Source organism: Alphaproteobacteria bacterium, assembly GCA_017302575.1.
Taxonomy (GTDB): Bacteria; Pseudomonadota; Alphaproteobacteria; order Rickettsiales; family UBA3002; genus JAFLDD01.
The window spans coordinates 1093241-1118977 of record JAFLDD010000001.1 but is presented as its reverse complement, the minus strand read 5'-3'; the positions used below and the strand labels follow the sequence as shown (position 1 = coordinate 1118977).

Genomic DNA, 25737 nt, shown 5'->3' with positions numbered 1-25737 from the left:
AGCATGAAAAAAATTATCAGAATCATTCTTGTGCTTATCATACTGGCACTTGGTGCTGGGTGGTTTTTTGGTACATCGATTGCTGAAAAACAAGTGCGCGCCTATTTGAAGGGCGAGGGTGTTCCCGTTGAATCGCTAAGTGTTTCCAGCATCTGGTTCGACTCCGTTACCTTGAGTAATGTGAAAATGGGTAAAGACACGAACGTGTCCATCGACAGCGTCACGCTGATGCGCACGGAAGATAAAACCTATCCATACGCGATGGATGCAAGTGGGCTGGCCTTGAAAGCGCGTGTGGATGGTGAGCTGGTTGATTTGGGCGGCGTCGAGAAACTATGGCAAAAGCAGTCATTCCCCGCCAATCCAGCAAAACCGATTAGCATCAGCATTAAGACGGATGCTGACCTAAAAAGTGATGGCGCAAAAGCCGTTTCAGGTTTGCTGGATATTGCAAAGCTTGTCGTGAAACAAAAGGATTTGGAGACAACCCTCATCAATACGGATGTGACCATTCACACCGAGCATGGCCCGCAATATAAGGCACCCTTCACGATAGATGAATTGAACGTCGTGCAAAATGGCACAGAGGTTGTGGCCCCACTTACAGTAAAGGGTGAGGTCATTTATAACCCACAAACAACCTTGGCCGACGTGCTGGCGCGCATTGATGCGCTGGACGAGAAAATGCAAGCTGACGTATTGGCGAAATATACCGTAAAGGCAGAGCAGGGCACTATCCAGATCACTACGCCGGAATTACAATTGGGAGAAGGTAAGCTTGAGCTTTCCAAGCTATTACCTTCCGCCGCCAAAGATACGCCAACGCCTGATATGTCGCTGGTACTCAAAAGTGTTATCACGCTTGCAAAGGGCGACTGGCAAAAAATGGATGTGAATGCCACGTTCGACAATGCACCCGTTGCAAAACTGCTAGAGAAAGCATTGGGTAAGGGTGCAACGCTTGAGGGTCAGATTAAAGGCAATGTGCCCATCACGCTGACCAAGCAAAATTGGCGCATCAACAGCGCGCGCATCGTCAACAAAGGCCCGATGAAACTCACCATGCTTGGCGAGGCAGCAAATGTGGTCGGAGGGTTACTGGATATGCTCGGTAAAAAAGGTGGTGACACTGCTCGTGCCTTACAGGAAGTAAACGTGAGTACGCTGGACCTCACTGGTAACTCAACCGACGATAAAGGCAACATGACGCTCAAAGGAACGGTTGCGGGTAATAATCCTGTGATTGGTCGTGGCGTCCAACTTAATCTCAATCTCACCACGAATCTGCGCGACATGCTGCGCAGCATGGCGGGTGATGCAACGAGTTACGTGAAAGGTTCATTATGAGACTATTGCTCGTATTGCCGATTCTGCTCGCTGCTTGTGCAACTGTACAAGTGCAAGCACCAGAAAAGCCCATCGTTATTGATTTGAATGTAAAAATTGAGCACGAGATTCGCATCAAGGTCGAAAAAGACCTCGATAAAACCGTCTTTGCTAAAGATTCACCCCTATTCTAAAGGTACGTTATGTTGCGCAGCATTTTTGTCGTAATTGCACTCTTGGTTCTGCCAGCTCAAGCCTTCGCAATGTCGTTAGACGAGGCAAAAGCGCAGGGGCTTGTTGGCGAGCGCGTGGATGGTTACTTAGGCCCAGTCGTTGAATCGGCTGAAGTGATCGCGCTGGTAAAGGACATCAACAACCAGCGCCGTGCCGAGTATGCGCGTATCGCCGCAGGTAATGGTCAGCCGTTGGATGTCATCCAGAAGTTGGCTGCACAAAAAGCCTATGAGAAAACACCGTCAGGCTTCTATGTGCAAAACACTAGCGGCGCGTGGGTAAAGAAATAATGCAACGTCCGGACGTTATTGCGCTCCGACAGTTCTACTCCGCCGCACTTGGGCGTAAAGTAAAGCAGCGCTTGCGTCACATCCTATTAGAAACATGGCCTGAGCATGAAGGCGAAACCATTTTAGGGCTTGGCTATGCAACGCCATTGCTGCGCGCGCTTGAGCGTGCCCAAGGTAAACGCGCTGCCATTATTGCTGGCATGCCTGCGGCGCAGGGCGCAATCTATTGGCCTATCCATACGGATAATCGTAGCTTCTTGATGAATGAACAGAATCTGCCACTGCGCGATAATAGTGTGAATCGCGTAGTCATGTTACATATGTTTGAGCACTGCCATGAACCTGAGAAACTACTGGCCGAGTGTTATCGCATTCTAGTGCCAGGTGGTCGTGTTATCATCATTGTGCCCAATCGCCGTGGCGTGTGGCAATCACTTGGTGAAACGCCCTACACGCAAGGTACGCCTTATCGCAGTTCGCAGCTCAAGCAACTGCTCAATGCAGAAGAATTTACCCTTCGTGAAATGCGCACTGCGCTGTTCGCACTGCCAGTTGCACACCCGATTATGCTGCGCATCTGGGAGATGTGGGAACGCCTATTCGGCTTAATCTGTTGGGGTATGGGTGGTGTAGTGGTTATCGAGGCTGAGAAGCAAATTTATGCGGCAATCCCTGAGCCCGTATTTAAGAAGAAGCGCCAAGCTCGCTGGTCTGGCGCTGCAGTATCTGCAGGTTAGACTCTAGGCGAGTTTTGTAAAGAACGGCGAGAGTAGTTCAATCACCAAGTCTGGCGTCAGAATTTGTGGTAGCAATGTGGGCTCACCATAGCTTGGATAAAACACATAAAGCGGTACACCATCGCGTCCGAAGCTGTGCAGCAATTCTGTGATTTCGTCATCACGTTTCGTCCAATCAGCAATCATCAACACAATGCCATGTTCCTTAAAAAATGCTGCGGTTTCATCACGGCGCAACGCCACACGTTCATTGACTTTGCAGGTAATACACCATGCCGCCGTTGCATCGATAAATACGGGTTTTCCTTCGGCACGGTAGCGTGCCAGCAGCTCGGGCGAGTAGGCAACGGTTTCCACGCCGTCCATCACGCTATCCGTCATATCCTTGTTTGGTGAGGTCATGAGGAGCTGTGCAAGCACCCACACTAACCAGATCGTGGTTGCGAGCATAGGAATAGCCAGCAGCTTTTTGAAGCGCACCATCCACGCACCAGGTTTGGGTAAAATTCTTTGTGCAGTAGGAATTAAGCAAATCAGCAAATACGGTGCAGCAAGCCCTAACCCAAGTGCAGCAAAAACCAGCAGCGCCGAAGCAGCAGGCAAGGTTGCGGCAACCCCTAATGCAGGCGCCATGAATGGCGCGGTGCAAGGCGTTGCGACCAACACGGCAAGCACGCCAGTGCCAAAACTACGCAGATGCGAATCGCCTTGGCCAAGCGCATGCGCCTTATTACCAAACAGTACAGGAAGCTCAAACACACCCCATAGATTGAGTGATACCAGTAGCATAATGATTGCCAGAATGGCGACAAAAACGGGTGATTGTAACTGGAAGCCCCAACCAATCGCTGCGCCTGCTTCACGTAGAGCGATGAGTGCACCCGCAATGGCAAGGAATGAAACGAGCACCCCACATGTATAAGAGAATCCACCCGCGATGACATGCACACGTTCATGCGCAGATTTTTTAGCAAGTGCGAGAGCCTTGAGCGATAATATCGGCAAGACGCATGGCATGAGGTTAAGGATTAAGCCTCCAATAAAGGCAAATAGTACAACCGTGATAAACGCCATATCCTTATTCAAGACGGGCGGCGGTTCTTCATAATGCAACGTCATGCGGTATTGTTTGCCTTGGGCAACGAGTACGCCATCATATTCTTCGCGTGGGGGCTGCGCGCCTTTCTTAGTGGTGATGGTCAGCATCTTTCCATCCTGCTCCACCACTTGTTCGGCACTATTCTTGACCACCCCATCATGCAGAGGAAACCACTGTGCATCCTCGGCGTTAACGCCTTTGGGCAGCGCAAATCGCATGGTAAGTGTGTCATCATTCACTGCGTAAGTGCCCATCCAATCCGCATCATCTGGCAGTCCAGCAATTGCATCCCAAAGCGGCTCTTCTTTCGGTAGAGCAAAGGTGACATCTGCCGAGCCTGGAATGCAGATTTCTTTGCACACTAGCCACGAAACTTTTGCATCAATCGTCGCAGATTTTACCGTATTCTTCATGGTAATAGGGCGCAGCAATGTTACAACACCCTGATGGCCATAGGTCATGAAGTCGCCTTCAGCCATACGTTCTGGTGCTGGCCAAGCAATCGGACCTATTTCAATATCGTCATGTTCTGCAATCGCGATATCAGGCGGCATGCCCGAATCACCAGAGTTCTGCCAATAAATATGCCAGCCATCTTCTATCTGGAACTCAACGCCAATCCAGCCTTGCTCGTTCTGTTTGAGAAACGACATCTGTACTTTAGGCGTAACCTGCACGAGCGTTTTGCCGTCCACCTCTTGTGCAAAAGAAGGCGCAGCAAAGCATAACCCAATCAGTGCAGCAATTAATCGCATAAACGCCGTGTGTAATGTACGAACTCGGTGACAGTATCGGTTACATAACGTTCTTCTTTCGGCACTGTAATGGCGTTGGCAATCAGGTTGCGCTTCGCATTGCCGATGGAAATAATATTCGGGAAAACATAGCCGCCCAGCACTTCAAGTGGCACGCGCAACTGCTGCAATCCCATGCGCCCGCCGCGCTCGGAAGGCGAGGCCGAAAGCAGTAAAATCGTCTTACCTTTGAACGCGGTGGTGGAGTCAATCGATAACCAGTCGATGAGGTTTTTCAGCGAGCCTGGCATCGACCAATTATATTCAGGTGCTGCCAACAACATGCCATGGTTGCGTGCAATCGCTGCTTTCAGTTTCATCGCCCCATCAGGCAGTGTGGTGGCTTCGTCGCGATACATGGGCGCATCAATCGCCGCATAGTCCAGCGATTCAATGGTCGCGCCGATCCCGTGGGCAATTTTGGCAGCATAATCTACCAGCATGCGATTCAGTGAATCGGGGCGATAGGATGCAGCAAGTGATAACAGCTTTGTCATGCGGCCTCTTTTGCCAAACGCTTGGCAAGCAATGCGAATGCTCGTCCACGATGGCTGATACGATGTTTGGTATTCGCATCCATTTCGGCAAAGGTTACATCATAACCCTCAGGAATAAAAATCGGATCATAGCCAAACCCCTTATCACCGCGTGGCGGAAAGGTAAGTGTGCCTTTAATCTCACCCTCAACATGCTCGACATAGCCATCAGGCCAGCCCAGCGCGAGATTGCATATGAAGGATGCAGCCGCACCCTGAGGGGCGATAGACTTGGCAGCAAGCTCGTCATGCACACGTTGCATGGCGAAGGCAAAATCCTTGCGTTCACCTGCCCAGCGCGCCGAATAGATACCAGGTGCGCCATCAAGCCCTGCTACGGAAAGGCCCGAATCATCGGCGAGGGCAATCAGCCCCGTTGCCTTAGCACTGTGTAGCGCTTTGAGGGCTGCATTCTCAGCAAAGCTTGCACCCGTCTCCTCTGGCTCGCTCACGTTCTTTTCGGCAGCAGAAATAACTTCTAGCGCATAGGGCTTCAGTAAATCACGAATCTCAACCAGTTTGCCTTGGTTGTGGCTAGCCAGTAGGAGCGGTGACGAAATAGTGCGCATTAAAAACCCAGAGCTTCCTTTTGTTTCGCCATAAGCAACTGGCCACCCGCCATCGCCAGTGAAAGTAATTGCTGCATTTGTTCGTGGGTGAAGGTCGCTTCCTCGCCCGACATTTGCACTTCGACTAATCGGCCATTACCCGTCAGCACCACGTTTGCATCGACCTCCGCGCCCGAGTCTTCTTCGTAATCCAAATCTAGGAACGCTTCACCATTCACAATGCCGCACGAAATAGCTGCAACAGGTGCAATCATCGGTGTTTTTTGAATAAGCCCACGCTTCATGAGGGTCTGAACCGCGCCATAAAGCGCGACGTAGGCACCTGTGATACTGGCAGTGCGTGTGCCGCCATCTGCTTCGAGCACGTCACAATCAATCACAAGCTGTCGTTCGCCGAGCAGCCCCAAATCAATCGATGTGCGCAGCGAGCGCCCAATCAGGCGTTGGATTTCTTGCGTGCGACCCGATTGCTTGCCTTTTGCCGCTTCGCGTGGATTGCGGCTATTCGTCGCGCGCGGCAACATGCCATATTCCGCCGTTACCCATCCCTTGCCAGTATTGCGCAGCCATGGTGGTACAAAATCATCCACACTCGCGGTGCAGAGCACTTTCGTGTGACCAAATTCCACCAAGCACGAGCCTTCCGCATGGCGCGACACGCCCGCTGTAAGGGTGACAGGGCGTAAATCGGCGGCGGTACGATTGAAGGAACGCGGCATAAATTCTCCGTTGATATGGCTTGAAATAGCCCGCTTTCACCCTACATGCAACGGGAGGCTTGAAAAATCATCGAAACGTGACATAGTGTTTCCGAATTACCATGATTAGGAAACACTATCAAAATCACTGCCAAAAGCGGTGATTTTGCGTCGCGTAGCGAACGAACATAATTTAAAAATTAAGGCGCATATGACTGAAGCAGCAGAACAGCACGAACCCGAAATGCCACCCGAGGAACAGCCAGACGCCGAGGCAATTGCCCGCGCGCTGAATGTGCTATTGGAAGAGAAAGAAAAAGAAGTCGCGGCACTCAAAGACCAGTCATTGCGCGCGCTCGCTGAAGTTGAGAATATTCGCCGCCGCGCCGAGCGCGATCAGGCCGACACAGCTAAATATGCTGTGAGTAAATTTGCAGGTGATTTAGTGGGTGTGCTCGAAAACTTACAGCGCGCGGTGGATGCAATCTCACCAGAACTGCGCAAAGAACAGCCAGCCGTTGGTAACCTCGCAATTGGTGTAGAAATGACACTCAAGGAACTGTTGGGCGCATTTGAGAAGCACGGCATTAAGCGTCTTGACCCATTGGGCCAGAAATTCGACCATAATTTCCATCAAGCCGTCACGCAGGTGGAAGACGGTAAAGCCGAGGCGGGCACTATCTTACAAGTGTTGCAGGCAGGCTATATCATTCACGACCGCCTCTTGCGCCCTGCAATGGTGGTAGTTGCCACCAATAATAACAGTGCGACATTGAACACGAGTGTCTAGACATTCGCACCGACTAACGCTAGTTTACTTTCCATGCGACAACCCTCCAGTGACATTCCCTTCGCGCGCGACGATGCGCACCGTATGCTACCCTTGATGGTGGCATGTCTGGTTGGGTTTTCTGCGTTGCTGTTAATGGTCGCGTTCTCGCTATCTAATAATATTCAAACCCAAGCGCGTGATGTCTATGGCACGCTGCAAATCGAATTATCAAGCGACACGAATAGCGCCACGCTTGATAAAGTGATTGCCCTGTTAAAGCGCACGCAAGGCGTTCAGGACGTAGTGGTGGTTGGTAAAAAACAAATGGAAGGGTTGCTCAAGCCATGGCTGGGCAGCAACCTCGCGCTGGATGATCTGGCGTTACCTGTGATGATCGACGTTAAAACGGCGGTTGCGAAGGATAAAACCACCGTGGATGTATTGGCACTCAGTGCCGAGTTGGAAAAAATCAGCAAAGGCGCATTGGTGGAAGATCGTGGCCCATGGCTCGACCACATGGCGCACGCGCTTAAATATGTACAGGCTGTCGTGATATTTATCGCCTCCGCGTTGATGCTCTGCATGGTTGCGATGATTGTCTTAGTGTCGCGCACCAGCTTGAAGCTGCATTTCAAAACAGTCAGCTTGTTGCATATGTTCGGCGCAACGGACGACTATATCCTGCGCCAATTTCAAATTAACAGCGCATGGCTTGCGGGGCGTGGCGCGCTGCTGGGCATCGTATTTACGATAGTCATTATGGGATTCGCAGTGATTGCAACCCAGCAATGGGAAAGCCCCATTCTGCCTACGCTTACGATCACCACATCACATATTCTTAGCCTCATCGCCTTGCCAGTATTCACCGCGCTTGTGGCGTGGGTTGCTACGCGTGTGACCGTGCAATCCATGCTCGCACAGATGCACTAATGCTGGTGCTGCTCGACCGTGACGGCGTAATCAATCGGGACGCACCCGAAGGTATTCTGCGTGTAGAGGATTTTCATATTTTCCCGCAAGCGCTCGAAGCCATCGCTGCGCTTTCGCAAGCAGGCTTTCATGTTGCGATCTGCACCAATCAGTCTGCTGTCGGGCGGGGCAGAATGACTCAAAAAACACTGGATGCGATTCATCGTAAGCTGCATGAGGCCGCGCACGCTGCAGGCGGCAAGATTGACGCGATCTATGCAGCCACCGAAGCGCCTGAACATGCCACCCATCGTCGCAAGCCAAATCCTGGAATGCTGCAAGAGGCGCTCACGCAGTTTGGGGCCAATCCTGCCGATACGTTTATGGTCGGCGATATGTTGCGCGATTTGGAAGCCGCTCATTCAGCAGGCTGTAAAAAAATATTGGTAAGAACAGGCAAAGGCGCTGAAACAGAAGCAAAATCGATCCCCGCACATCTTCAGCCTGTTATCGTCGTTGAACATCTGCTAGAAGCGTCTCATCATATTCGTGCATGCGCCCTATCGTAACAGTTTGTGCTGCTTTATTGCTTGCGTGGTTCATCGCGCTGCTGCTGTTCGTGCAGCGTATACCTGCGCACGGCACTACGGATGATACCAGCACTGACGCGATTGTTGCACTGACTGGCGGCGTGTTGCGTTTGGAGCGTGGCTTTCAGTTATTAGGGCGCGACAAAGCGCCAATTCTCTTTATTAGCGGCGTAGGTAAAACCACCACGCGTGATGAGTTGCTGCGTGAATATGGTACAACAGCAATCAAAGATAAAATCCAAAAGAATGCGGCGGAACTGCTGCTCGATTATGCGGCTGACAGCACCTATACCAACGCGCATGAAGCGGCGCGCATGATTCGTTCACGCGGTCTTACCACGATTCGCCTCGTTACATCCAATTACCACATGCCACGTAGTGTGATGGAGTTTGAGCGCGCGATACCAGAAGTGTTTGTGATTCCCGATGCAGTGATGCCACCAAAATTTCAAACCAAACGTTGGTGGGCAGACAGCTATTCGCGCACGCTTGTGCTCAGAGAATTCCATAAATATTGGCTCGTGTGGTTCCGCACGCGCATTCACCGCGCATGAGCATTCTACGCACGCTAGTGTTCTTCGCGCTTTGGTTGCCGTTCACGGCGTTGCTTGGCATTGTCGCAGCGCCAGCGTTAGTACACACCAAACTGGTGTGGTGGGTGGCAGATTTCTGGTCAGGCGTTACGTTGCTATGGCTGCGCCTCAGTTGCAATATAACCTCTGAAGTGCGCGGTGCTGAGTCATTACCGCGTGAGAAGGCTATTTTTGCCAGCAAACATCAATCCGCATGGGATACGTTGATGCTCTGGCGTACGCTGAATCGCCCGCTTTTTATTCTTAAGCGTGAACTCTATTGGATTCCCTTTTTCGGTTGGTATCTCTGGCGCTCCAATCAAATCGCCATTAACCGCGCGGATCGTAAAAAAGCGATGGAGCAGATTCTGTCGCAAGTACAAAATGCCAAGAATTCAGGCCGCCCGATTGTTATCTTTCCCGAAGGCACGCGTGGCAAAGTTGGTGCAGATACAACCTATCATAGCGGCGTTGCAAAGCTAAGTGCAGCGCTGGGTTGGCCAGTGATTCCTGTTGCGCTCAACGCCGGTAAATTTTGGCCCAAGCGCCCAGTATGGAAAACATCAGGGCATGCGGTGATGCAATTTCTGCCCGCACTGGCTGCATGTGGCGAAGACAAGCACGCATGGATGAAGCAGCTGAAAGAGCAAATCGAACTAGCGTCGCGCGCGCTGTAACTGCCCGTCGCGCAGATAAAGCACAGGATAATCAAACGAAGCCATCAGTGATTCGTCGTGGGTGGCGAAGACAATCGTTGTGCCAACTTTATTGAGCGAGCGGAATAGGTGCATCAGCTTCATGCTGAGTTCGTGGTCGAGGTTACCAGTCGGTTCGTCCGCCAAAATGAGCAGGGGCTTATTGATAACGGCACGGGCAATCGCCACGCGCTGCTTCTGGCCACCTGAAAGCTGTGAGGGGCGCACATCGGCAAATCCATCAAGGCCAATCCACGCCAGTAATTCACCTACTTTTTCATCAATCTCTTCCGTTTCCTCGCCCATGATTTTCAAGGGAAGCGCTACATTCTGCGCCACGGTGAGATGATTGAGTAATTGAAAATCCTGAAATACCGTGCCGATTTTGCGGCGATAATCTGGCAATTCTTCACGGGTAAGTTCTGTGACGTCATTACCAAACAGGTGCAAACTGCCTGATGTGGGCTTAAGCGACAAAGCAAGCAAACTAAGTAGCGAAGATTTACCCGCGCCCGATGCGCCAGCAATAAACGTGAACGAGCCAGCCTCAAGATGCAACGAGAGTTGCTTGAGCACAGGCTTGCCTGCAAGATATTCCAAACCGATTTGGTGACAACGAATCATAGTGGATATCTACGATATAGGCTGGAAACAGCAATCAAAATCCGCTAGCTTGCACACATGCTTTTGGAATGTCCAAGTTGCCACGCGCAATTCAATGTACCTGACGGCGCAATCCCCGCGACGGGACGCGCTGTGCGCTGTAGCGCGTGTAAGCACCAGTGGAACGCCCTGCCGCCGATTCCGCAAGAGCCGCGTAACGTTGCCGTTGATACGGATTTCTTAACAGAGCTCAGCAAAGTAACGGACGTTCCTGAAACGATTGATGAAGTCGCTGCACCAGCAACACAACCCACTTCCGAGGAGGACGCAAAGGCAATGGCCGCTATTGAGGCTGCCCTGTCTAATGCTGCGCCGAAATCTCCCGCAAAGCCCTCTAAACCGCGCTTTGACGTACCTGTTAGACCCTTCAAAATCGCTGCGCCTGCACTTGCTGCTTGCTGGCTCGTTCTTGCGTTTTACGCCTATTTCCCTAGCTGGGCGAATGCGCCGATTGTCGGCCCCATTTACCGGTTGATGGGTGTTGTAGCTACCGATGGTGTGGTGCTTGCTGACATCGCGATGCAGCCGCAACGCGAAGGGCAGCGCACCCGTTATCTGATTAGCGGTAATATCGTGAACCAAGAAGCATCCGAGCGTATGGTGCCAACGGTGCGCGTGAAAATGCTGGACCGTAATAGCGACACAGTCTGGGAACGTGAATATGAGGTGAACAAACCTCTCAAGCCTGGCGAAATTTATCCATTCCGCATTACCAATGCCGAGACCAGCTTTGGGCACAATGTTGTACAACTGGTTGTGGATGTCGGCCACCCGCTCGACATGATGTTCCGCTAATGGCAGAAAAACGTAGCATTCCCGTGCTCTACACGGCAGCAGAGATCAAAGACCGCGTCGAAGCGTTGGCGGCAGAAATCGCTGCGAATATCAGTGGTGATTTCTTGATTGTGTCGCTGCTGCGCGGTTCTTTCATGTTCACCGCCGATTTAGTGCGCGAGCTATGCGCCATCGGAATTCACCCGCAAATCGACTTCATGACGCTGCAAAGCTATGGCGCAGGCACGCAAAGTTCTGGCGAGGTAAAAGTGGGCCGCGACCTGACGGAAGACGTCAAAGGTAAAACCATTCTCGTAGTGGACGATATTCTGGAAACGGGTCGCACGCTAAGCTATGCGCTTGATTTGCTAAAGTCGCGAGGCGCAGAGTCAATAAAGGTCGCTATGCTGCTTGAAAAGCCAGGTAAGCTTGAGGTCGCCGCCAAAGCTGATTTCGTCGGATTCAGCATCCCTGATAAGTTCGTCGTGGGTTACGGCCTAGATTACGCGAATCACTACCGCGAGCTGCCGTTTATTGGGTATTTGGATGTTCATTGATGCGTAGCGCCGCAGCTGCGCGAGCCGCGAAGCGGCGGGGGAGTCACTGAGGGGGTAAGACCCCCTCGACTTAAAACTAAATCCACTTAGGCACAGATTCTTGCGCCAGCATCTCTTCATAGCTAGGGCGTGGGCGAATCACCGAAAACTCGCTGCCCTTCACCATCACTTCAGGAATCAGTAGCCGTGAATTATAGCTATTCGACATAGTCGCACCGTAAGCGCCCGCCGTGCGCAGTGCCAGCAAATCGCCTTCTGCAGGTAATGGCATCGCATAGTCTTTGACGAACACATCACTCGATTCACACACCGGCCCTACAACGCTAACCGTTGACGGCTTCACAGTAGTTTCAGACACGGGCACAATCTCATGCACCGCATCGTAAAGGGCAGGGCGCAATAAATCATTCATGCCCGCATCGATAATGACATACGTATGCGCAGCATGTTTCACATACACTACTTTAGTGACTAGCAAACCCGCATTACCAGCGATCAAGCGCCCAGGTTCAAAAATGAGCTGTGCACCTAAATCGCCCACGGCTTCACGCACAATCTTGGCATAATCTGCGGGTGGTGGCGGCGCTGCATCTGCTTGCGTGTAGGGCACTCCAAGTCCACCGCCTAAATCGATGGTACGAATCGCCACGCCTGACGTGCGCAATAATTCTACCAGTTCGCGCACGCGCAAATACGCTGCTTTGAAAGGGTCAAGCGAAGTAAGCTGTGAGCCAATATGTATCGAGACGCCTTGCACATTGATGCCAGCAAGCGTTGCGGCATGCGCGTATATTTTAGGAGCAATATCAATATCAATACCGAATTTGTTTTCTTTTTTACCCGTCGATATTTTGGCGTGCGTTGCTGCATCCACGTCGGGATTCACACGCAGCGCGATGGGCGCCTTAACACCCATAGAGAGCGCCACTTCGTTCAGCGCTAATAATTCACGCTCTGACTCGACGTTGAATTGAAAAATCTTTTGGCTTAGCGCATAGCGCATTTCTTCACGTGTTTTCCCCACGCCCGAAAATACGATCTTATCGGGCGAAATACCTGCTGCTAGCGCGCGGCGCAACTCGCCCTCTGACACGACATCAGCACCGCTTCCAGCCTTGGCGAGCGTTGCGAGCACCGCAACGTTGCTATTGGCCTTGACGGCAAAACACACCAATGGATTCAGGGATTTCAACGCATCATGAAACACACGGAAATGGTGGGTAAGTGTGCTGTGCGAATAAACATAGAACGGCGTACCAACGGCTGCTGCAATATCAGCGATGGCCACTTCTTCTGCATGAAGCTGAGAATGCTTATAGGTGAAATGGTCCATTAAATGCTCGGAGTCTGCGCTTGTTGTTTACGCAATTGATCTTCTTCAAACTGCTTCTTGCGCTGTAGTTTTTCTTGCTGCTTCTGCTCGTACGCGGGAATATCTTTTGGCGCAATGAGTGGGCGCTGGATACCGCATGCTGCAAGCAATGCTGCACAACCTAAGAGTGCTACACAGCTCCTCATAGATAATCCTTCTTCGCTTTGCTGATTGCTTTTTTAACCTGCTCTGGTGCGGTACCGCCAAAGCTCTGACGACGCGCTACGCACGCTTGCAAGGTAATTGCTTTATAAATATCCGCCGTAATTTTATGATGCGCGGACTGCATTTCTTTGAGCGACAAATCATCAAGCGTGCAGCCCTTTTTCTCAGCCATTTGCACCAGCTTACCAGTGATGTGGTGTGCATCACGGAAGGCGATGCCCAACTTCTGTACCAGCCAATCCGCCAAATCAGTTGCGTTGAGATAGCCAAGCCCTGCGGCTTCGGCCATGCGTTTCTTATTTACGGTCATATCCGCAATCATGCCGCTCATAGCCTTGAGGCTCATAAGCGTATCATCAATCGCTTGAAAGAAAGCGCGCTTATCTTCCTGCATGTCTTTATTATATGCCAGAGGCAGCGACTTCATCGTCACCAACACGCTATTGAGTGCTCCCACCACGCTGCCGCTTTTACCGCGAATCAGTTCAGCCGCATCAGGGTTGCGTTTTTGTGGCATGATGGACGAGCCGCTCGTAAAGGCATCGCTCATCTTAATGAAGCCAACCATGGGGTTGCTCCAGAAAATCAATTCTTCTGCCAAGCGCGACAAATGCACCGCAATAATCGAAAGTGCGGCCAGCACTTCCATCACATAGTCGCGGTCGGAAACCGCGTCGAGCGAGTTATTCATCGGTGCAGAAAAACCAAGTGCCTTCGCTGTCTTATGACGATCAATCGGGTAGGTGGTTCCCGCTAATGCTGCTGCACCAAGCGGTGATTCATTAAGGCGCACGGCTGCATCATCCAACCGCGCACGGTCGCGCTGGAACATCTCGACATACGCGAGAAGGTGATGCGCAAACACTATCGGCTGTGCGGGCTGCAAATGCGTCATGCCAGGCAGAATAGTGTCCGTGTGTTTTTCGGCTTGAGCCAACAATGCTACTTGAACATTGCGCAGCGCGCTGTCCATCTCCGTGATGATACGGCGCGTGTAAAGTCGCAAGTCGGTAGCAACTTGGTCATTGCGCGAACGCGCTGTGTGAAGACGACCTGCCGCATCACCAATCAGCGTCTTCAAGCGTGCTTCAATATTCATATGAATATCTTCAAGTGCGGTGCTGAAGGTAAATTTTCCCGCTTCAATCTCCCCCAGAATCTGCTTGAGACCTTTTTCAATCAAGTCTGCGTCCTTGCGGGAAATAATCTGTTTCGAGGCAAGCATGCTCGCATGGGCGATTGAGCCCGCAACATCCTCACGGTAGAGGCGCTTATCCACGTCAATCGATGGATTGATAGCGGCGAAAGCCTCGGCAGGGCCTTTGGCGAAGTGGCCGCCCCACATGGGATTAGCCTTGGATGTTTTCTGTTTACTCACTATATTCACCTCATGATGACCCTTCGACATATAGCGGCTTTCGCGTGCATCGCAATCATTTCTGCGAGCGCACTCGCTAAAGAGAGCAAGTATTATAGCTGGATAGCCTATGATACGCCTATTGCGGTGCCTGATGGCAAAATGCAAATGCTCTCAGGCATGCGTAGCCTGAAGGATTTCAAGGGCCACGCAGTGCTGCTGAATCTCTGGGCTACGTGGTGTGTGCCATGCCTTAAGGAATTGCCCACCCTCGACGCGCTGGAAAAAGACTGGGGCGATAAGGGGCTGATAGTGCTGCCGCTTTCCCTCGACAGTAAGCCTTACCAAACGATACGTGATTTCTTCGACAAATCAGGCTTGAAGCTGCCGCACCTCGCGGTCGATAGAGGTGAAGTCAGCCAAGCCTTAGAGTGGGACGCGTTGCCGATGACATTTCTCATCAATCGCGAGGGGAAAATCATCGCCTACTGGGCAGGTGCGACCAACTGGACCGACATGCAGCATGAAGCATGGTTGAAGAAGGCGCTCAGCGAGGACAGAACGTCCGAGCCAGCCATGAGCCCGCGAAGCGGCGCGAAGGACTAGTCAGTATGACGATGTCCGAAGCCATTATATAATAGAGAAAGCAGGCAATACGTGCGTAGCATCGGGGCAAATCATGCGCGCTTCTGCTTCATTTAACACCTTACCGTGCTGTACTTTAAGCACGCCGCCCGTGAGTAGTAGGGAATCTAACTTAGCAGCTTTGGCGCCCGCAATATCGGTATCAGGGTTGTCACCAATCATGAGCAACTTTGCGTCATTCGGGAAATGCTTCTTCGCAGCATCATAGACATTCTGGTGTGGCTTACCGATGAAAATAACACGCCCGCCCATGCGTTCATATTCCTGCGCCAATGCTCCCGCGCACAGCATGGAGGTGCCGTCTTGCTTCACCACTTCATAATCAGGGTTAATGCACCAAAGCGGCAAATCCCGCGCCAGTAGTTTTTGAAGCGTAGGCTTCACCTCATCATGAGGCTGGAAATCCACCTCATAGCCTGTGTTTAGTACAAACGATGCCTCATCGATTCCAACACTGCGGTACTGTGTTAAGTCATCCAGCACGTCTTCGTCTTTACTGGGGCCGAGATAGTAATAGCCCTTTGGCGTTGTTTCTTGAGCCAGCATTTCATACGCCACCTCGCCAGAGGTAATAATCCGCTCATAGTGACTACGCGGGATGCCGTAACCATCCAGCACCTTTTCGACTTTGAATGCACGGCGTGGTGCGTTGGAAAGAAAAATAACAGGCTTCGGTGCAAGCGATGCCAATGCTTCCGCAACGCCAGGGTAAAGCGCTGTACCATCATGTATCACGCCCCAAAGGTCGATGATAAATGCATCATACTGCGTAGCGATTTTAGAGAGTGTCATCTAGGCCGCAGCCTGCTGCTTAAGCGCATTATCAATCAGCGCAATGGTTTCTTTCGCACCGAACAGCGCAATGAATGAACCCATGCGTGGGCCTTGCTGTGAACCAAGCAGCGTTTCATACATCGCCTTGAACCAATCACGCATCGTCTCTTTGCTGTAATACTTCAGGCCGAAGTCATAAATCTTCGTCATGATCTCATCGGAAGGCGTGCCATCCGCAACGGTGGTGAGATAGGCGCGTAAGTCCGTAAGTGCGGTGCGCTCATGCTCGGTCGGTGCACGGAACTGTTTGGTTGGTTTCACGAAGTCATGATAATAACGCACGGCAAAGCCGCATAGCTTATCAAGCATCGGCGAATTTTCTGGCGTTGCGTTCGGTAACTCACGCTTCAGGAAGCCCCAAAGCACGCTTTTATCTTCCGCGTTACAGGCAGAAACAAGATTCAGTAGCAGGCTAAATTTCACGTTGCTTTCAGGCGCCGGCACATGACCTGCATGGATATACCAAGCGGGATTCTCAAGCTTCGCCGCATCCTCAGCCAACGGATATTTCTCAACATAGGTCAGATAGTCGTCAACCTGTTGAGGAATGACATCGAAGTGTAGTTTCTTCGCGGTGCGTGGCTTGGTGAACATATAAAGTGCCAGCGATTCGCTGGGCGCGTAGGTCAGCCACTCGTCAATCGTAATACCATTGCCTTTTGATTTCGAGATTTTCTGACCTTCCGCATCGAGGAAAAGTTCGAACATCATCTGTTGCGGTGGAATGCCGCCTGCAATTTTACAGATCGCATCGTAAAGAGGCGCGCTCGCAAGGTGGTCCTTGCCATACATTTCATAATCAACGCCAAGCGCCGCCCAGCGCATACCCATATCAGGCTTCCATTGCAGCTTGCAGTGACCGCCAGTAACGGGCACGGTTTCTTCCGAACCATCCTCTTCGACATAGGTGATCGTGCCTGCCTCTGTGTCCACCTTATTGACTTTAGCAAGCAATACCTTGCCCGAGCGCGGCGAGACAGGAAGAAACGGGAAGTAGGTCTGCTGGCGCTCTTCACCGAGCGTTGGCAGCATGACTTTCATCACCTTCTCGTGATTACGCAAGATGGTCAACAGCGCTTGGTCGAATTCGCCGCTCTTATAAGTAGCGGTCGAGGATTTGAATTCATAGTCGAAGCCGAAATGGTCAAGAAACGCGCGCAAACGCGCATTCATGTGGTGGCCAAAGCTTTCATGCGTACCGAATGGGTCGGGGATAGCGGTGAGGGGCTTACCGATATTCGCTGCAATCATTTCCTGATTAGGTAAATTATCAGGCACTTTACGCAGCCCATCCATATCATCGCTGAAGCAAATCAACTTGGTTGGTATATCGGAAATCTGCTCGAACGCAGCGCGAACCATGCTGGTGCGTGCGACCTCGCCGAACGTGCCGATATGCGGCAGTCCCGAAGGCCCATAGCCTGTTTCAAATAATACGTAGCCTTTAGGATTCCCGTGTTTTTGAATGCGCGCGAGTAGTGCGCGTGCTTCCTCAAACGGCCAAGCCTTTGCTGTCATTCCATGTGGATTCATATGCCTTTCTTATAGGCAGAAACCGTGACTGTAAATGAGATGTTAATAACTAGACCAAAACTGCTTGCACCCCTAGAACCTTTGTCCTAAGCCTATGGGCAATAAAACGATTCAACAAGCGAGTACACTCGTGATTTTCTCGGCATTAACGCGTCCATTAGTGATTGGCTCTGCTCTCGTGATTGCGATTTTCGCAACCAATGCGCGTGCGGCTCAGCCTACCGTGTTTATGCTTCAGTTCGGCTCCTTCGAAACCAAACAGGAAGCTGACGCCAAGATTAAAGCGATTGGTGACAAGCACGCAGGTATGCTGGCAAAATACCCAGCCGTGATTCGTGAAATCACCATGCCGCCGGATAATTTAACCGTGTACCGCACCCAAGCTGGCCCCGCCAAAACGCGCGAAGACGCGCAGTCTGTATGTGCACAGTTGGCGAGCCAAGGCGACGAATGCTACGTCGTTGAAACAGCAATGGTGATTCCTGGCACGGCACCTGCGGTTCAACAAGCTGGCATCGTACCTGCGGTAGAGGACGAAAAAACCATCCACACAGACAGTAAGCCTATCCCCGCACGTGATCCAGAAAACATCAAGACGATTGAAAAAGTGATTTCACCAGTGGCGGAAGAGAGCAAGACTGCCATGCTCAAAACCATGGACGAGGCGGCTAATGCTCCACGCCTGATCCCACAACCAAACGCCGCACCAATTCCTGCGCCAAAGCGTGCGCAACAAGAAGAGGACGATGATGATTCGTTCTGGTCATGGCTCGACAGTGATGATGACGAGGACGAAAAGGACGCATGGGCAATGCGCAAGCTGGAAGCAGATGCGATTGCACAAAAAGAAGCTGCCGCAAGGCGTGCCGCACCAGTGGACGATGTCGCAACCCAAGACATGGCCGCTCTCGCGCCGCCTGCACCGATTGCTCCTGCCGCGCCACCAGCAGAAGCCGCGCCACAGCCTCTAACGCCACCAGTGGCTGAGTCAGCGCCGCTTGCAGCACCACCTATTGAAGCCGCCGCACCGCCTGCGTCTAATCCTTTCTCGCCACCACCACCAGTGCTTGCACCAGAATCGTCACAACCATTTCAGCAACAAGCTGCGCCGCTACCTATCCCGCCAGCAGATGCACAGTTAGGTAATCAAGGTCTGAGGCTTCCACCGCCGCCACCACCCACCGAAGCAGCGCGCGAACAAATGGCACGCGGCGAGATGGCGCCAGCACCTGCAGCACCATTTGCGTCTGGTCCTGCTCCTGTGCTTGCGGCGCCTGAGTCAACGGGCAGCATCGTAACATCGGAACTTCCTGCGGCGCCGTTTAAAAAACAAGGTGAAGTGCAAGTAGGTGAAGCGAAGCGCGTTCCGCTAAGTGAAACCAAAAAGCAGGAACCTGTTGAACAAGCAGCTAGCACTGTCGTGGGGGTGAATGAACCACCACAAGTGGCCGAGAATGTGCCGCCGCCGCCACCCGCAACACCGATTACGCCGCCTAGCTCCGCGATGCCTCAAAAGACATTATGGGCGCATATCCATTACTTCCCTGACCAACAAGCCGCTCTGAGCTTCTGGGACGCGTATCGCCGCGCTCACCCGGATTTTCCAGTGGTGCGTGTACGCACGACCAGCTCGCTGGTCGCACGCCAGCAAGGTGACATGCGCGTATCACTGCGCATTGGGCCATTTGCTCAGCAAGGCTTCATCAATATCCTCTGCCACTCTGTTCAAGAAAAGAACGAAAACGTGGAGTGTGGTGCAATTACCGATATGGGCGCATCAGCAAGCACCTTCGCGCCGCGTGACCGCTACGCACAATCCATCGGTCAGTCTGCGCGCTATGCGAATATGACGGCACCACAAGCTTCAGGTTTCTGGGTACAGCTTGGCAGCTTCACCACGGCGGATGAGGCAAAAATGGCGTGGGAAGACGTGCGCACCCGCAATGCTGATGCGCTCGATGAATTAAAACCTGCGATTATAAGCCCTAAACAAGGTAGCCAGTCACAGCCAATCTTCCGCCTACGTACGGGTCCATTCGCATCACAAATGGCCGCCAAAGACGTTTGCAGCCGCGTGAAAGTAAACCAAGGTAGCTGCCTCGTCGTGTCGGATTAATCACGCTTTGTGCGAATTCAGACGAAGTCATTCCTGAAACCATAAGTTTTTTTGGCGCGCAGCCGCATCATTGCTAGACTGCACCCATGGAAATGACGCTTCTCAGCTTTTTGCTTATCAAGCACTTCATCTGCGACTTCATGCTGCAGCGTCGCTATCAATACGAGAATAAGGGCAAATATGGCCACCCAGGTGGGCTGCTCCATGCGGGCATTCATGTAGTCGGCACGGCCATCGTTTTATGCTGGTTTATCGACCCCATCTTGGCGCTCAAACTAGCGCTGTTGGATGGTGTGGTTCACTACCATATCGATTTTGCCAAGAGTAACGTCAACCGTAAGATGGAATTGCAGATTCAGCATAACCAATATTGGGCCTTGTTGGGGTTTGACCAGCTCCTGCACCAGCTAACCTACATTGGAATTATTTGCGCCATTACAAACGGTTGGATTGCATCATAAAAAACCCTAAAATTTGAGCTAAATCCAAGGTTTAATTTCATTCTCTTACAGGCCAAAATGTACTATACTCAGCGCAGAAATATCTTAAGGAGTACTATGCGGTTGATGGTATGTGGTGCCTTAGCGATCTTGGCGCTCTTCATGATAGCGTCCACCGCTCACGCCTCTGTCAGCGCGGAACGTAAAAACCTCTATCAGTCCTTATTGCGCCAACCCAACGACCTCGGACTGAACCAGCAATACGCGAATCTGTGTATTTCCGAGAATGACTACGAAGCAGCGATTCCTGCGCTCGAGCGTTTAGCAATGCTGCAGCCAAGTAATGCGCTCATACGTTTGCGCTTGGGGCAGATGTTTCGCGCACTAGGCTCAGAAGTAATGGCGCAAAAATATTTCACCGAGACCATGAATCATCCGCATGCGTCTATGGAAGTTAGAGCAAAAGCGAAGGGGTACTTACAATGACGCTACGCAATGTAATACGTGCGAGTGCTTTGGCGTTAACGTTATGTTTGGCTGCACCTAGTTTTGCAGCAGAGTCAATTGGCGTCGTGGGAGCATTGCAGGGCACAGCGAATGCCGCAGGCACTACAGGCGCACGCGCCCTAAAAGTAGGCGACCAAGTATTTCTGGACGAAGAAGTAACCACAGGTGCGGGCAGCAAATTGCAATTGATGCTCAATGACCGCTCGACCATCACGCTTAATCCTAACTCGAAAGTCAAAGTGCGCGAATTCGCGTATGATGCTTCTGCCGATTCAGGTTCGATGGCGATGGAGAGCGTAAAAGGTGCTTTCCGCTTTATCGGTGGCGCGCTCTCTAAACAAAATCCTGTGACGATTAAAACGCCCGTGTCCTCGATTGGTATTCGTGGCGGTATCGCGGATGCATTCGTCGGCCCACAAGGTCAGACTGATGCTGTATTCCACTATGGTGACGCCATGACCATGACCAACGCGAATGGCCAAACCATCGAGATTACGCAGCCAGGCCAAGGCTTGAGTATGCAAACTCCGACCGATGTTCCAAGCTTCACGCCACCTGCGGTGTTGCAACAACATATTGGTTCATTTGATGCGCTACCGAATGCAGGCACTTCAGGTGAAGGCGCGGCGAATGGTACTCAGCCAGCCTCACAAGAGCCAAACCAAGGTGGCGGTGGTGAGGAAGGTACAACGCAAAAACAGGGCGATGCGAATACCCAAGGCGGAACTTCTCAGGGTGGCACCACGCAAAACGGCGCACCACAGGGTAGAACAGCTCCAGGTGGAACAACGGCTGGAACGGGGCAGGATGGCAGCGCTAACCAACAGCAATTTGGCGCGTTTGGTGGCTCTGCACCCACTAACAATATAATAAACTCGCCTACGAGTGATGCGTTAACGGGGCGAGTTTCTACGGACGCTATCAATACCACGCAACTCATTAACCAAGCGACCACGGTTGCAACGAACGCAACCGTATCAGGCACTAGCTTGGTAAATACCCAAGGCGAATTCAAAGGCCGTTACGGTATTATTGTGCCACAAACTGGTAATACAAAAGAGCGCGGCTCTGTTGTTGCAATCAGACAGGGCGACCAGTTCTTAATCAGTGCAAACGAGTTTTCACCAAACTTTGGCAACCAGCATGTTGGCAAAATCCCCGTTCTCAATAGCGCAGGCACTACGGCACTGACCAACCCTATCCTGATCGACCCAAGCGACACGACCTTCTACACGGGTTTTGGTTACGCTACTTCTTCGCTGAATAGTTTCTATTATCACCTAGATCCCGTTGGTAATACCGAAGACCTCAATCTATTCTTTGGTCGCCAGATTCCCGCAAGCTTATTGGGCTCTGCAATGAGTAATACTGTGGCAAACTCGAGCGCAACCAACGGCATCACCTACTTCAAATTTGCACCTGATTTGCTGACGTTCGACGGCTCACTCTCCACACCGCAGTTAGGCTACTTTGATTATGAAGTGCTCAATATTGGCGCGACATCATTCATTGGTGTGCGTGATACATCCTTTGGTTTGGCGGCTGATTTCTCTACCAAACGCTTCTTGAGTGGCTTTATTGACTGGAGTGGCGCAACCGCTAACCGCGATGTTGCAATCGCCTTCGGTAGCATCGGTAGTGACAGCGCAGGCGGTTCGCTCAATGGCGTGATTTATGATTTCTCGCAATCTGGAAACTCACTAACTGGTATCGCAACGAAGCAAGGGGGCATCTCTAGCGGCCCAGGCACGATTTATGGCGATAGCAATAACCAGATTGAAGCCTTGATGATTGAAGGCACATCGCCTCAAGGTCAATCTATTCTAACACCTGTAATACGTGTAGCTGCGGGAGATGTAGACCCTACCATCAATGAGGACCGCACGGCGGGTACCCAACAATTGCAAGGGTTTGCTGCAGGTCATATGGGCGTGAATGTAGGAGGAACCCCAACGGTGAAGAATGTGTGGAACACGCATTCGAATGGCGTTACCGTGACCACAAATAGTGGCAGTGGCACTGCATCAGGCACGCTGGCATTATTTGATAAAACCGACAACACCAAAACCGTGACCACACAATTTGGCACGAATAATACACAAAGTGCTTACCTCTCAAACGATCTCTATGCTGCGCAGCAATCAGGTGTAACGTATGGTGGTAACTTCGCTGGAACAGGCACCAATGGAACCTATGGTGGCAATGGATTTATTGCCAATGCAGAAGCCATGTCGAACGTCAGTAATTACTGCAATAGCTGTGATTTCGTGCATTGGGGCGTGTGGGCAGGTAACGTCAATCGCGCTCCTGGAGGTGCCACCGCAGTCACCGACTCCACCTATGTGGTGCCCTATGTTGTAGGGCAGGTGACGGATTCAGCCAATATACCGTCTATACCTGGTAACACGTTCTATACAGGCGCCATGTATGGATCAGAATATAACTCAACTACCTCGACCCTAGAAAGATTTGAGGGCGACTTTACTGCAGGAATTAATCTCAGCACCCGACAAGTGACCAGCTTTACAGGAGATATTGGTAGCTTCTCGAATATCGAGATGACTGGTGGGCCTGTGAGTATAGCAGCAAGCGGCCCTGCAAACTTCAACTTCAATATTGCCGACACGGGTGCGAGTGCTACTGGCGTAGTCAATGGCGCATTATTCGGCCCAGTTGCTGACAATATTGGTGGTAATTACAGCATCACCAGCACGGGCGGTATCAATGGCACGGGTGTGTATTTGGGTGACCGACCTTAGCGCTATTTTTCTTCTGCGGTATAAACGCCGTCCCACGCATCTTCAGGCTCCTCGAACTGGAAGCGCGCTACGCGTTGGCGATAGAGTGTGTAGACCGAATCTAGCGATAATGAGCTGACAGTTGGTGCCAGCGACGCTGCAGCATTTAGTGCAGCAATAGCCTTCGCCCAATCCTTGCTGCGATAGGCAGAAATCATCGCCGCATGATGGGTAGAGAGTTCTTGAAATGCTGCACTCTTGGCGAATACTTCATCGCCGAGCAAAGTATAGATTGCCAGTGCTTTGCTCTTGCCCTTAACACGGATTAAATCCAGTTCAAGCAGTGCCATATCTTGCACCTGCTTGGCGGTTCCTTCGCCGATAATCAGATCCAGCCCATAGGTTTTGCTTTGCCCTTCAAGGCGTGAGGCTAGATCCACGTTATTGCCTAACGCAGAGTAATTAAACCTCTGCTTGGAGCCAAGGTTACCCACGCAGCAAATACCCGTATTAAGGCCCATTCCCATGCGCACAGGTGGCAATTCAGGGTTGGTTTTGGCCAGATTAGCATTGAAAATAACAAGCTGTTCGCGCATTCCCAATGCGGCGCGGCAGGCATGTGCAGCATGCTGTGTATCTGTCAGCGGCGCATTCCAAAACGCCATAATGGCATCACCAATATATTTATCAATCGTGCCAGACTGCCCCAAAATCGCGTCGCTCATCGGTGTCAGGAAGTGGTTGATGAAGGTGGTCAAGGCTTGGGGATTCATGTTTTCTGAATAGGAAGAAAAATCACGAATATCGCAGAACATGACGGTAATTTCTCGATTCTCACCTCCCAGCGTTAGCTCGTGTGGACTGGCCACGGCGCGCGACACAAGCTCTGGCGAAAGATATAAGCTAAATGCTGCACGCACTTGGCGGCGCTCATGCTCGCTCCGTAAGAAGCGGCGCAGCGATTCTACCGCATACATCACAATCAGTGTGATGGTTGCGGTGACGGGTTCAATCAGAATATGCGCTTCACGAAATGCCAACCACGAGCCACCCAGTGTGAGGCCAATCAACATCAACATACACACGAAGCCACCCATCGCATTGGTGTGCCTCATCATCCACAGTAATAATGCACCCAGTATGAAAATCAGGCTCATCTCTGCACCAAATATCCAATCTGGCCGCTCAAGAAATTGCTGCAATATCATCTGCTCGACTGCTTGCGCATGCACCTCGACACCCGCCAGTGCGCGATAAAGCGGGGTAGTACGTAAATCTTTTAGGCCAGCGGCACTTGTGCCAATAAAGACAATATGACCCGCTAAATCTTCAGGCCTAAATGTACCATCCATCACCTTCCACGCAGGGATATAGCGATCTTTCACCGAACGCGAGTAATATATCCACAACATTCCTTCCTTATCGGTGGGAATGGTGAGATCGCCGACACGCACCGCTTCCATACTTTGCTTGCCGATCAGTTCATAGACCTTCGCACCCATTGCAACACGTAGAGTTTCTAAAGCGAGTGAAGGGTAAAGTTGTTGATTATAGCTTAGAAATAATGGCACCCACCGCAACACACCATCATTCTCGTCGGCGCTGTTGATGAATCCTGAGCCGTGTGCAGCGCTTGTAAATAATGGCAAACTGCCAATCATACCGTCAAACCTACGAATCGATTCACTTGGCAGGTCTCCACGAATCAAAACACTGGCCTTATCATACTCATGGGGTTGATAACTTTGTTTTGTAAACATTGAAGATATCACTACGGATGCCTTACCTATCGTTTTGGCGAAATGCTTATCTGGGTCGGGAAGTGTTCCCAGTGCCCCGCTCAGTGCTTCCTGCTTGCCCCAAAGGGGTAGAATATGTTTGGGTGCGGTACGGTCTTCCTCGGGGAAAATCATATCGAAGCCGATAGCTGCAACCCCTGCATCCGTCAGCTTTTGTGTCATATCGGCGAGTAGCTGGCGTGGCCATGGCCACTGACCCAGTTTCGAAAGACTCGCATCATCAATATCAATAATACGCACGCCTGTTGGTTTATAGGGGCGCGGCGCGAATTGTTGGTAGAAGTCGAATGTTTTGTAGGTAAGGTCCGTAATCAGGGGGGGTTCAGCGAACTTGCTTGCTACCATGACACACAGCAGCACCCACGAAGAGAAAAGCAGCAGAAAAGAGGTAATTTTGCTTACGTTGAACCGCATGC

At 51.5% G+C, this 25737-nt stretch carries 27 protein-coding genes; 16 read left to right on the top strand and 11 right to left on the bottom strand.

All coding sequences use genetic code 11. The annotated features are described in order from the left end of the window. The first annotated feature begins 3 nt into the window (after positions 1–3). Genes J0M34_05750 through J0M34_05735 form a run of 4 tightly spaced genes read left to right on the top strand, consistent with a single transcriptional unit; the run spans position 4 to position 2587 of the window. Positions 4–1347 (top strand): YdbH domain-containing protein, encoded by a 1344-nt coding sequence (locus J0M34_05750; protein ID MBN8543752.1) that lies wholly within the window; start codon positions 4–6, stop codon positions 1345–1347. After that, positions 1344–1520, top strand: coding sequence for a YnbE family lipoprotein (locus tag J0M34_05745; protein ID MBN8543751.1), 177 nt, complete (start codon positions 1344–1346; stop codon positions 1518–1520). The genes J0M34_05750 and J0M34_05745 overlap by 4 nt, the downstream gene beginning before the upstream one ends. A gap of 9 nt (positions 1521–1529) precedes the next feature. After that, positions 1530–1850 carry a YdbL family protein gene (locus tag J0M34_05740; GenBank protein MBN8543750.1) on the top strand — a complete coding sequence of 107 codons (321 nt, stop codon included), beginning with the start codon at positions 1530–1532 and terminating at the stop codon, positions 1848–1850. Next, positions 1850–2587 carry a methyltransferase domain-containing protein gene (locus J0M34_05735; protein ID MBN8543749.1) on the top strand — a complete coding sequence of 246 codons (738 nt, stop codon included), beginning with the start codon at positions 1850–1852 and terminating at the stop codon, positions 2585–2587. The genes J0M34_05740 and J0M34_05735 overlap by 1 nt, the downstream gene beginning before the upstream one ends. Before the next feature lie 3 nt (positions 2588–2590). Here the strand turns inward: J0M34_05735 and J0M34_05730 are convergent, their stop codons facing one another. From J0M34_05730 to rph, 4 genes are read right to left on the bottom strand one after another with little or no spacing between them, the layout of a single operon-like run. Continuing rightward, positions 2591–4441: a thioredoxin family protein gene (locus J0M34_05730; GenBank protein ID MBN8543748.1), complete on the bottom strand. Its 1851-nt coding sequence runs from the start codon at positions 4439–4441 to the stop codon at positions 2591–2593. Further along, positions 4432–4977, bottom strand: coding sequence for an NAD(P)H-dependent oxidoreductase (locus J0M34_05725; GenBank protein MBN8543747.1), 546 nt, complete (start codon positions 4975–4977; stop codon positions 4432–4434). The genes J0M34_05730 and J0M34_05725 overlap by 10 nt, the downstream gene beginning before the upstream one ends. Continuing rightward, positions 4974–5585, bottom strand: a complete 612-nt coding sequence (rdgB, locus tag J0M34_05720) for an RdgB/HAM1 family non-canonical purine NTP pyrophosphatase (GenBank protein ID MBN8543746.1) — start codon at positions 5583–5585, stop codon at positions 4974–4976. The genes J0M34_05725 and rdgB overlap by 4 nt, the downstream gene beginning before the upstream one ends. After that, a complete protein-coding gene (gene rph, locus J0M34_05715; protein MBN8543745.1) occupies positions 5585–6304 on the bottom strand; it encodes a ribonuclease PH in 720 nt (239 codons plus the stop codon). Before rph ends, rdgB begins: the two co-directional genes overlap by 1 nt. A 190-nt stretch (positions 6305–6494) precedes the next feature. On the opposite strand from rph, the gene grpE reads away from it, so the two are divergent. From grpE to J0M34_05690, 5 genes are read left to right on the top strand one after another with little or no spacing between them, the layout of a single operon-like run. Next, positions 6495–7073, top strand: a complete 579-nt coding sequence (gene grpE, locus J0M34_05710; protein MBN8543744.1) for a nucleotide exchange factor GrpE — start codon at positions 6495–6497, stop codon at positions 7071–7073. 33 nt (positions 7074–7106) lie between these two features. Continuing rightward, entirely contained in the window at positions 7107–7985 is an 879-nt protein-coding gene (locus J0M34_05705; protein ID MBN8543743.1) for a hypothetical protein, read from the top strand. Further along, positions 7985–8533 (top strand): HAD-IIIA family hydrolase, encoded by a 549-nt coding sequence (locus tag J0M34_05700; GenBank protein MBN8543742.1) that lies wholly within the window; start codon positions 7985–7987, stop codon positions 8531–8533. The genes J0M34_05705 and J0M34_05700 overlap by 1 nt, the downstream gene beginning before the upstream one ends. Then, positions 8518–9108 (top strand): YdcF family protein, encoded by a 591-nt coding sequence (locus J0M34_05695; protein MBN8543741.1) that lies wholly within the window; start codon positions 8518–8520, stop codon positions 9106–9108. Before J0M34_05700 ends, J0M34_05695 begins: the two co-directional genes overlap by 16 nt. Beyond that, positions 9105–9803 carry a 1-acyl-sn-glycerol-3-phosphate acyltransferase gene (locus tag J0M34_05690; GenBank protein MBN8543740.1) on the top strand — a complete coding sequence of 233 codons (699 nt, stop codon included), beginning with the start codon at positions 9105–9107 and terminating at the stop codon, positions 9801–9803. Before J0M34_05695 ends, J0M34_05690 begins: the two co-directional genes overlap by 4 nt. Here J0M34_05690 and J0M34_05685 read toward each other — a convergent pair. Further along, a complete protein-coding gene (locus tag J0M34_05685; GenBank protein ID MBN8543739.1) occupies positions 9783–10445 on the bottom strand; it encodes an ATP-binding cassette domain-containing protein in 663 nt (220 codons plus the stop codon). The two genes, J0M34_05690 and J0M34_05685, sit on opposite strands and share 21 nt — an antisense overlap. A 57-nt stretch (positions 10446–10502) precedes the next feature. On the opposite strand from J0M34_05685, the gene J0M34_05680 reads away from it, so the two are divergent. Both J0M34_05680 and hpt read left to right on the top strand, forming a co-directional pair. Then, a complete protein-coding gene (locus J0M34_05680; protein MBN8543738.1) occupies positions 10503–11279 on the top strand; it encodes a zinc-ribbon domain-containing protein in 777 nt (258 codons plus the stop codon). Further along, positions 11279–11815 carry a hypoxanthine phosphoribosyltransferase gene (gene hpt, locus J0M34_05675; GenBank protein MBN8543737.1) on the top strand — a complete coding sequence of 179 codons (537 nt, stop codon included), beginning with the start codon at positions 11279–11281 and terminating at the stop codon, positions 11813–11815. Before J0M34_05680 ends, hpt begins: the two co-directional genes overlap by 1 nt. 76 nt (positions 11816–11891) lie before the next feature. Here hpt and lysA read toward each other — a convergent pair whose 3' ends face one another. From lysA to argH, 3 genes are read right to left on the bottom strand one after another with little or no spacing between them, the layout of a single operon-like run. After that, positions 11892–13148, bottom strand: coding sequence for a diaminopimelate decarboxylase (gene lysA, locus J0M34_05670; protein ID MBN8543736.1), 1257 nt, complete (start codon positions 13146–13148; stop codon positions 11892–11894). Then, on the bottom strand, positions 13148–13333 hold the full coding sequence (locus tag J0M34_05665; protein ID MBN8543735.1) for a hypothetical protein: 186 nt from the start codon (positions 13331–13333) through the stop codon (positions 13148–13150). The genes lysA and J0M34_05665 overlap by 1 nt, the downstream gene beginning before the upstream one ends. Further along, positions 13330–14730, bottom strand: coding sequence for an argininosuccinate lyase (gene argH / locus J0M34_05660; protein MBN8543734.1), 1401 nt, complete (start codon positions 14728–14730; stop codon positions 13330–13332). Before argH ends, J0M34_05665 begins: the two co-directional genes overlap by 4 nt. Before the next feature lie 12 nt (positions 14731–14742). Between argH and J0M34_05655 the strand changes: the two genes are divergently transcribed. Further along, entirely contained in the window at positions 14743–15315 is a 573-nt protein-coding gene (locus J0M34_05655; GenBank protein ID MBN8543733.1) for a TlpA family protein disulfide reductase, read from the top strand. Between the two features lie 24 nt (positions 15316–15339). Here J0M34_05655 and J0M34_05650 read toward each other — a convergent pair whose 3' ends face one another. Both J0M34_05650 and J0M34_05645 read right to left on the bottom strand, forming a co-directional pair. Next, positions 15340–16146 carry a TIGR01459 family HAD-type hydrolase gene (locus J0M34_05650; GenBank protein ID MBN8543732.1) on the bottom strand — a complete coding sequence of 269 codons (807 nt, stop codon included), beginning with the start codon at positions 16144–16146 and terminating at the stop codon, positions 15340–15342. Continuing rightward, on the bottom strand, positions 16147–17721 hold the full coding sequence (locus J0M34_05645; protein ID MBN8543731.1) for a lysine--tRNA ligase: 1575 nt from the start codon (positions 17719–17721) through the stop codon (positions 16147–16149). Between the two features lie 94 nt (positions 17722–17815). Here J0M34_05645 and J0M34_05640 point away from each other — a divergent pair, with 94 nt between their 5' ends. The 4 genes from J0M34_05640 to J0M34_05625 all read left to right on the top strand — a co-directional run bounded on the left by J0M34_05640 (position 17816) and on the right by J0M34_05625 (position 23543). Next, positions 17816–19837, top strand: coding sequence for an SPOR domain-containing protein (locus J0M34_05640; GenBank protein ID MBN8543730.1), 2022 nt, complete (start codon positions 17816–17818; stop codon positions 19835–19837). A 92-nt stretch (positions 19838–19929) separates the two neighbouring features. Further along, on the top strand, positions 19930–20298 hold the full coding sequence (locus J0M34_05635) for a DUF3307 domain-containing protein (protein ID MBN8543729.1): 369 nt from the start codon (positions 19930–19932) through the stop codon (positions 20296–20298). Positions 20299–20394: 96 nt separating this feature from the next. Then, positions 20395–20763 (top strand): hypothetical protein, encoded by a 369-nt coding sequence (locus J0M34_05630; protein ID MBN8543728.1) that lies wholly within the window; start codon positions 20395–20397, stop codon positions 20761–20763. Further along, a complete protein-coding gene (locus tag J0M34_05625; GenBank protein MBN8543727.1) occupies positions 20760–23543 on the top strand; it encodes a FecR domain-containing protein in 2784 nt (927 codons plus the stop codon). The genes J0M34_05630 and J0M34_05625 overlap by 4 nt, the downstream gene beginning before the upstream one ends. A gap of 2 nt (positions 23544–23545) precedes the next feature. Here J0M34_05625 and J0M34_05620 read toward each other — a convergent pair whose 3' ends face one another. After that, positions 23546–25735 carry an adenylate/guanylate cyclase domain-containing protein gene (locus J0M34_05620; protein ID MBN8543726.1) on the bottom strand — a complete coding sequence of 730 codons (2190 nt, stop codon included), beginning with the start codon at positions 25733–25735 and terminating at the stop codon, positions 23546–23548. Positions 25736–25737: the final 2 nt, after the last annotated feature.

Bases quoted from the DNA above. Each gene is read 5' to 3' on its own strand.
- J0M34_05655 (MBN8543733.1), top strand. From the start codon at position 14,743: ATGATGACCCTTCGACATATAGCGGCTTTCGCGTGCATCGCAATCATT.
- lysA (MBN8543736.1), bottom strand. From the start codon at position 13,148: ATGGACCATTTCACCTATAAGCATTCTCAGCTTCATGCAGAAGAAGTG.
- J0M34_05695 (MBN8543741.1), top strand. From the start codon at position 8,518: ATGCGCCCTATCGTAACAGTTTGTGCTGCTTTATTGCTTGCGTGGTTC.
- J0M34_05635 (MBN8543729.1), top strand. From the start codon at position 19,930: ATGACGCTTCTCAGCTTTTTGCTTATCAAGCACTTCATCTGCGACTTC.
- J0M34_05645 (MBN8543731.1), bottom strand. From the start codon at position 17,721: ATGAATCCACATGGAATGACAGCAAAGGCTTGGCCGTTTGAGGAAGCA.
- J0M34_05650 (MBN8543732.1), bottom strand. From the start codon at position 16,146: ATGACACTCTCTAAAATCGCTACGCAGTATGATGCATTTATCATCGAC.
- J0M34_05735 (MBN8543749.1), top strand. From the start codon at position 1,850: ATGCAACGTCCGGACGTTATTGCGCTCCGACAGTTCTACTCCGCCGCA.
- rdgB (MBN8543746.1), bottom strand. From the start codon at position 5,585: ATGCGCACTATTTCGTCACCGCTCCTACTGGCTAGCCACAACCAAGGC.
- J0M34_05625 (MBN8543727.1), top strand. From the start codon at position 20,760: ATGACGCTACGCAATGTAATACGTGCGAGTGCTTTGGCGTTAACGTTA.
- J0M34_05680 (MBN8543738.1), top strand. From the start codon at position 10,503: ATGCTTTTGGAATGTCCAAGTTGCCACGCGCAATTCAATGTACCTGAC.
- rph (MBN8543745.1), bottom strand. From the start codon at position 6,304: ATGCCGCGTTCCTTCAATCGTACCGCCGCCGATTTACGCCCTGTCACC.
- J0M34_05685 (MBN8543739.1), bottom strand. From the start codon at position 10,445: ATGATTCGTTGTCACCAAATCGGTTTGGAATATCTTGCAGGCAAGCCT.
- J0M34_05665 (MBN8543735.1), bottom strand. From the start codon at position 13,333: ATGAGGAGCTGTGTAGCACTCTTAGGTTGTGCAGCATTGCTTGCAGCA.
- J0M34_05690 (MBN8543740.1), top strand. From the start codon at position 9,105: ATGAGCATTCTACGCACGCTAGTGTTCTTCGCGCTTTGGTTGCCGTTC.
- J0M34_05620 (MBN8543726.1), bottom strand. From the start codon at position 25,735: ATGCGGTTCAACGTAAGCAAAATTACCTCTTTTCTGCTGCTTTTCTCT.
- J0M34_05700 (MBN8543742.1), top strand. From the start codon at position 7,985: ATGCTGGTGCTGCTCGACCGTGACGGCGTAATCAATCGGGACGCACCC.
- J0M34_05630 (MBN8543728.1), top strand. From the start codon at position 20,395: ATGCGGTTGATGGTATGTGGTGCCTTAGCGATCTTGGCGCTCTTCATG.
- J0M34_05740 (MBN8543750.1), top strand. From the start codon at position 1,530: ATGTTGCGCAGCATTTTTGTCGTAATTGCACTCTTGGTTCTGCCAGCT.
- J0M34_05640 (MBN8543730.1), top strand. From the start codon at position 17,816: ATGGGCAATAAAACGATTCAACAAGCGAGTACACTCGTGATTTTCTCG.
- J0M34_05725 (MBN8543747.1), bottom strand. From the start codon at position 4,977: ATGACAAAGCTGTTATCACTTGCTGCATCCTATCGCCCCGATTCACTG.
- hpt (MBN8543737.1), top strand. From the start codon at position 11,279: ATGGCAGAAAAACGTAGCATTCCCGTGCTCTACACGGCAGCAGAGATC.
- J0M34_05730 (MBN8543748.1), bottom strand. From the start codon at position 4,441: ATGCGATTAATTGCTGCACTGATTGGGTTATGCTTTGCTGCGCCTTCT.
- J0M34_05750 (MBN8543752.1), top strand. From the start codon at position 4: ATGAAAAAAATTATCAGAATCATTCTTGTGCTTATCATACTGGCACTT.
- grpE (MBN8543744.1), top strand. From the start codon at position 6,495: ATGACTGAAGCAGCAGAACAGCACGAACCCGAAATGCCACCCGAGGAA.
- J0M34_05745 (MBN8543751.1), top strand. From the start codon at position 1,344: ATGAGACTATTGCTCGTATTGCCGATTCTGCTCGCTGCTTGTGCAACT.
- J0M34_05705 (MBN8543743.1), top strand. From the start codon at position 7,107: ATGCGACAACCCTCCAGTGACATTCCCTTCGCGCGCGACGATGCGCAC.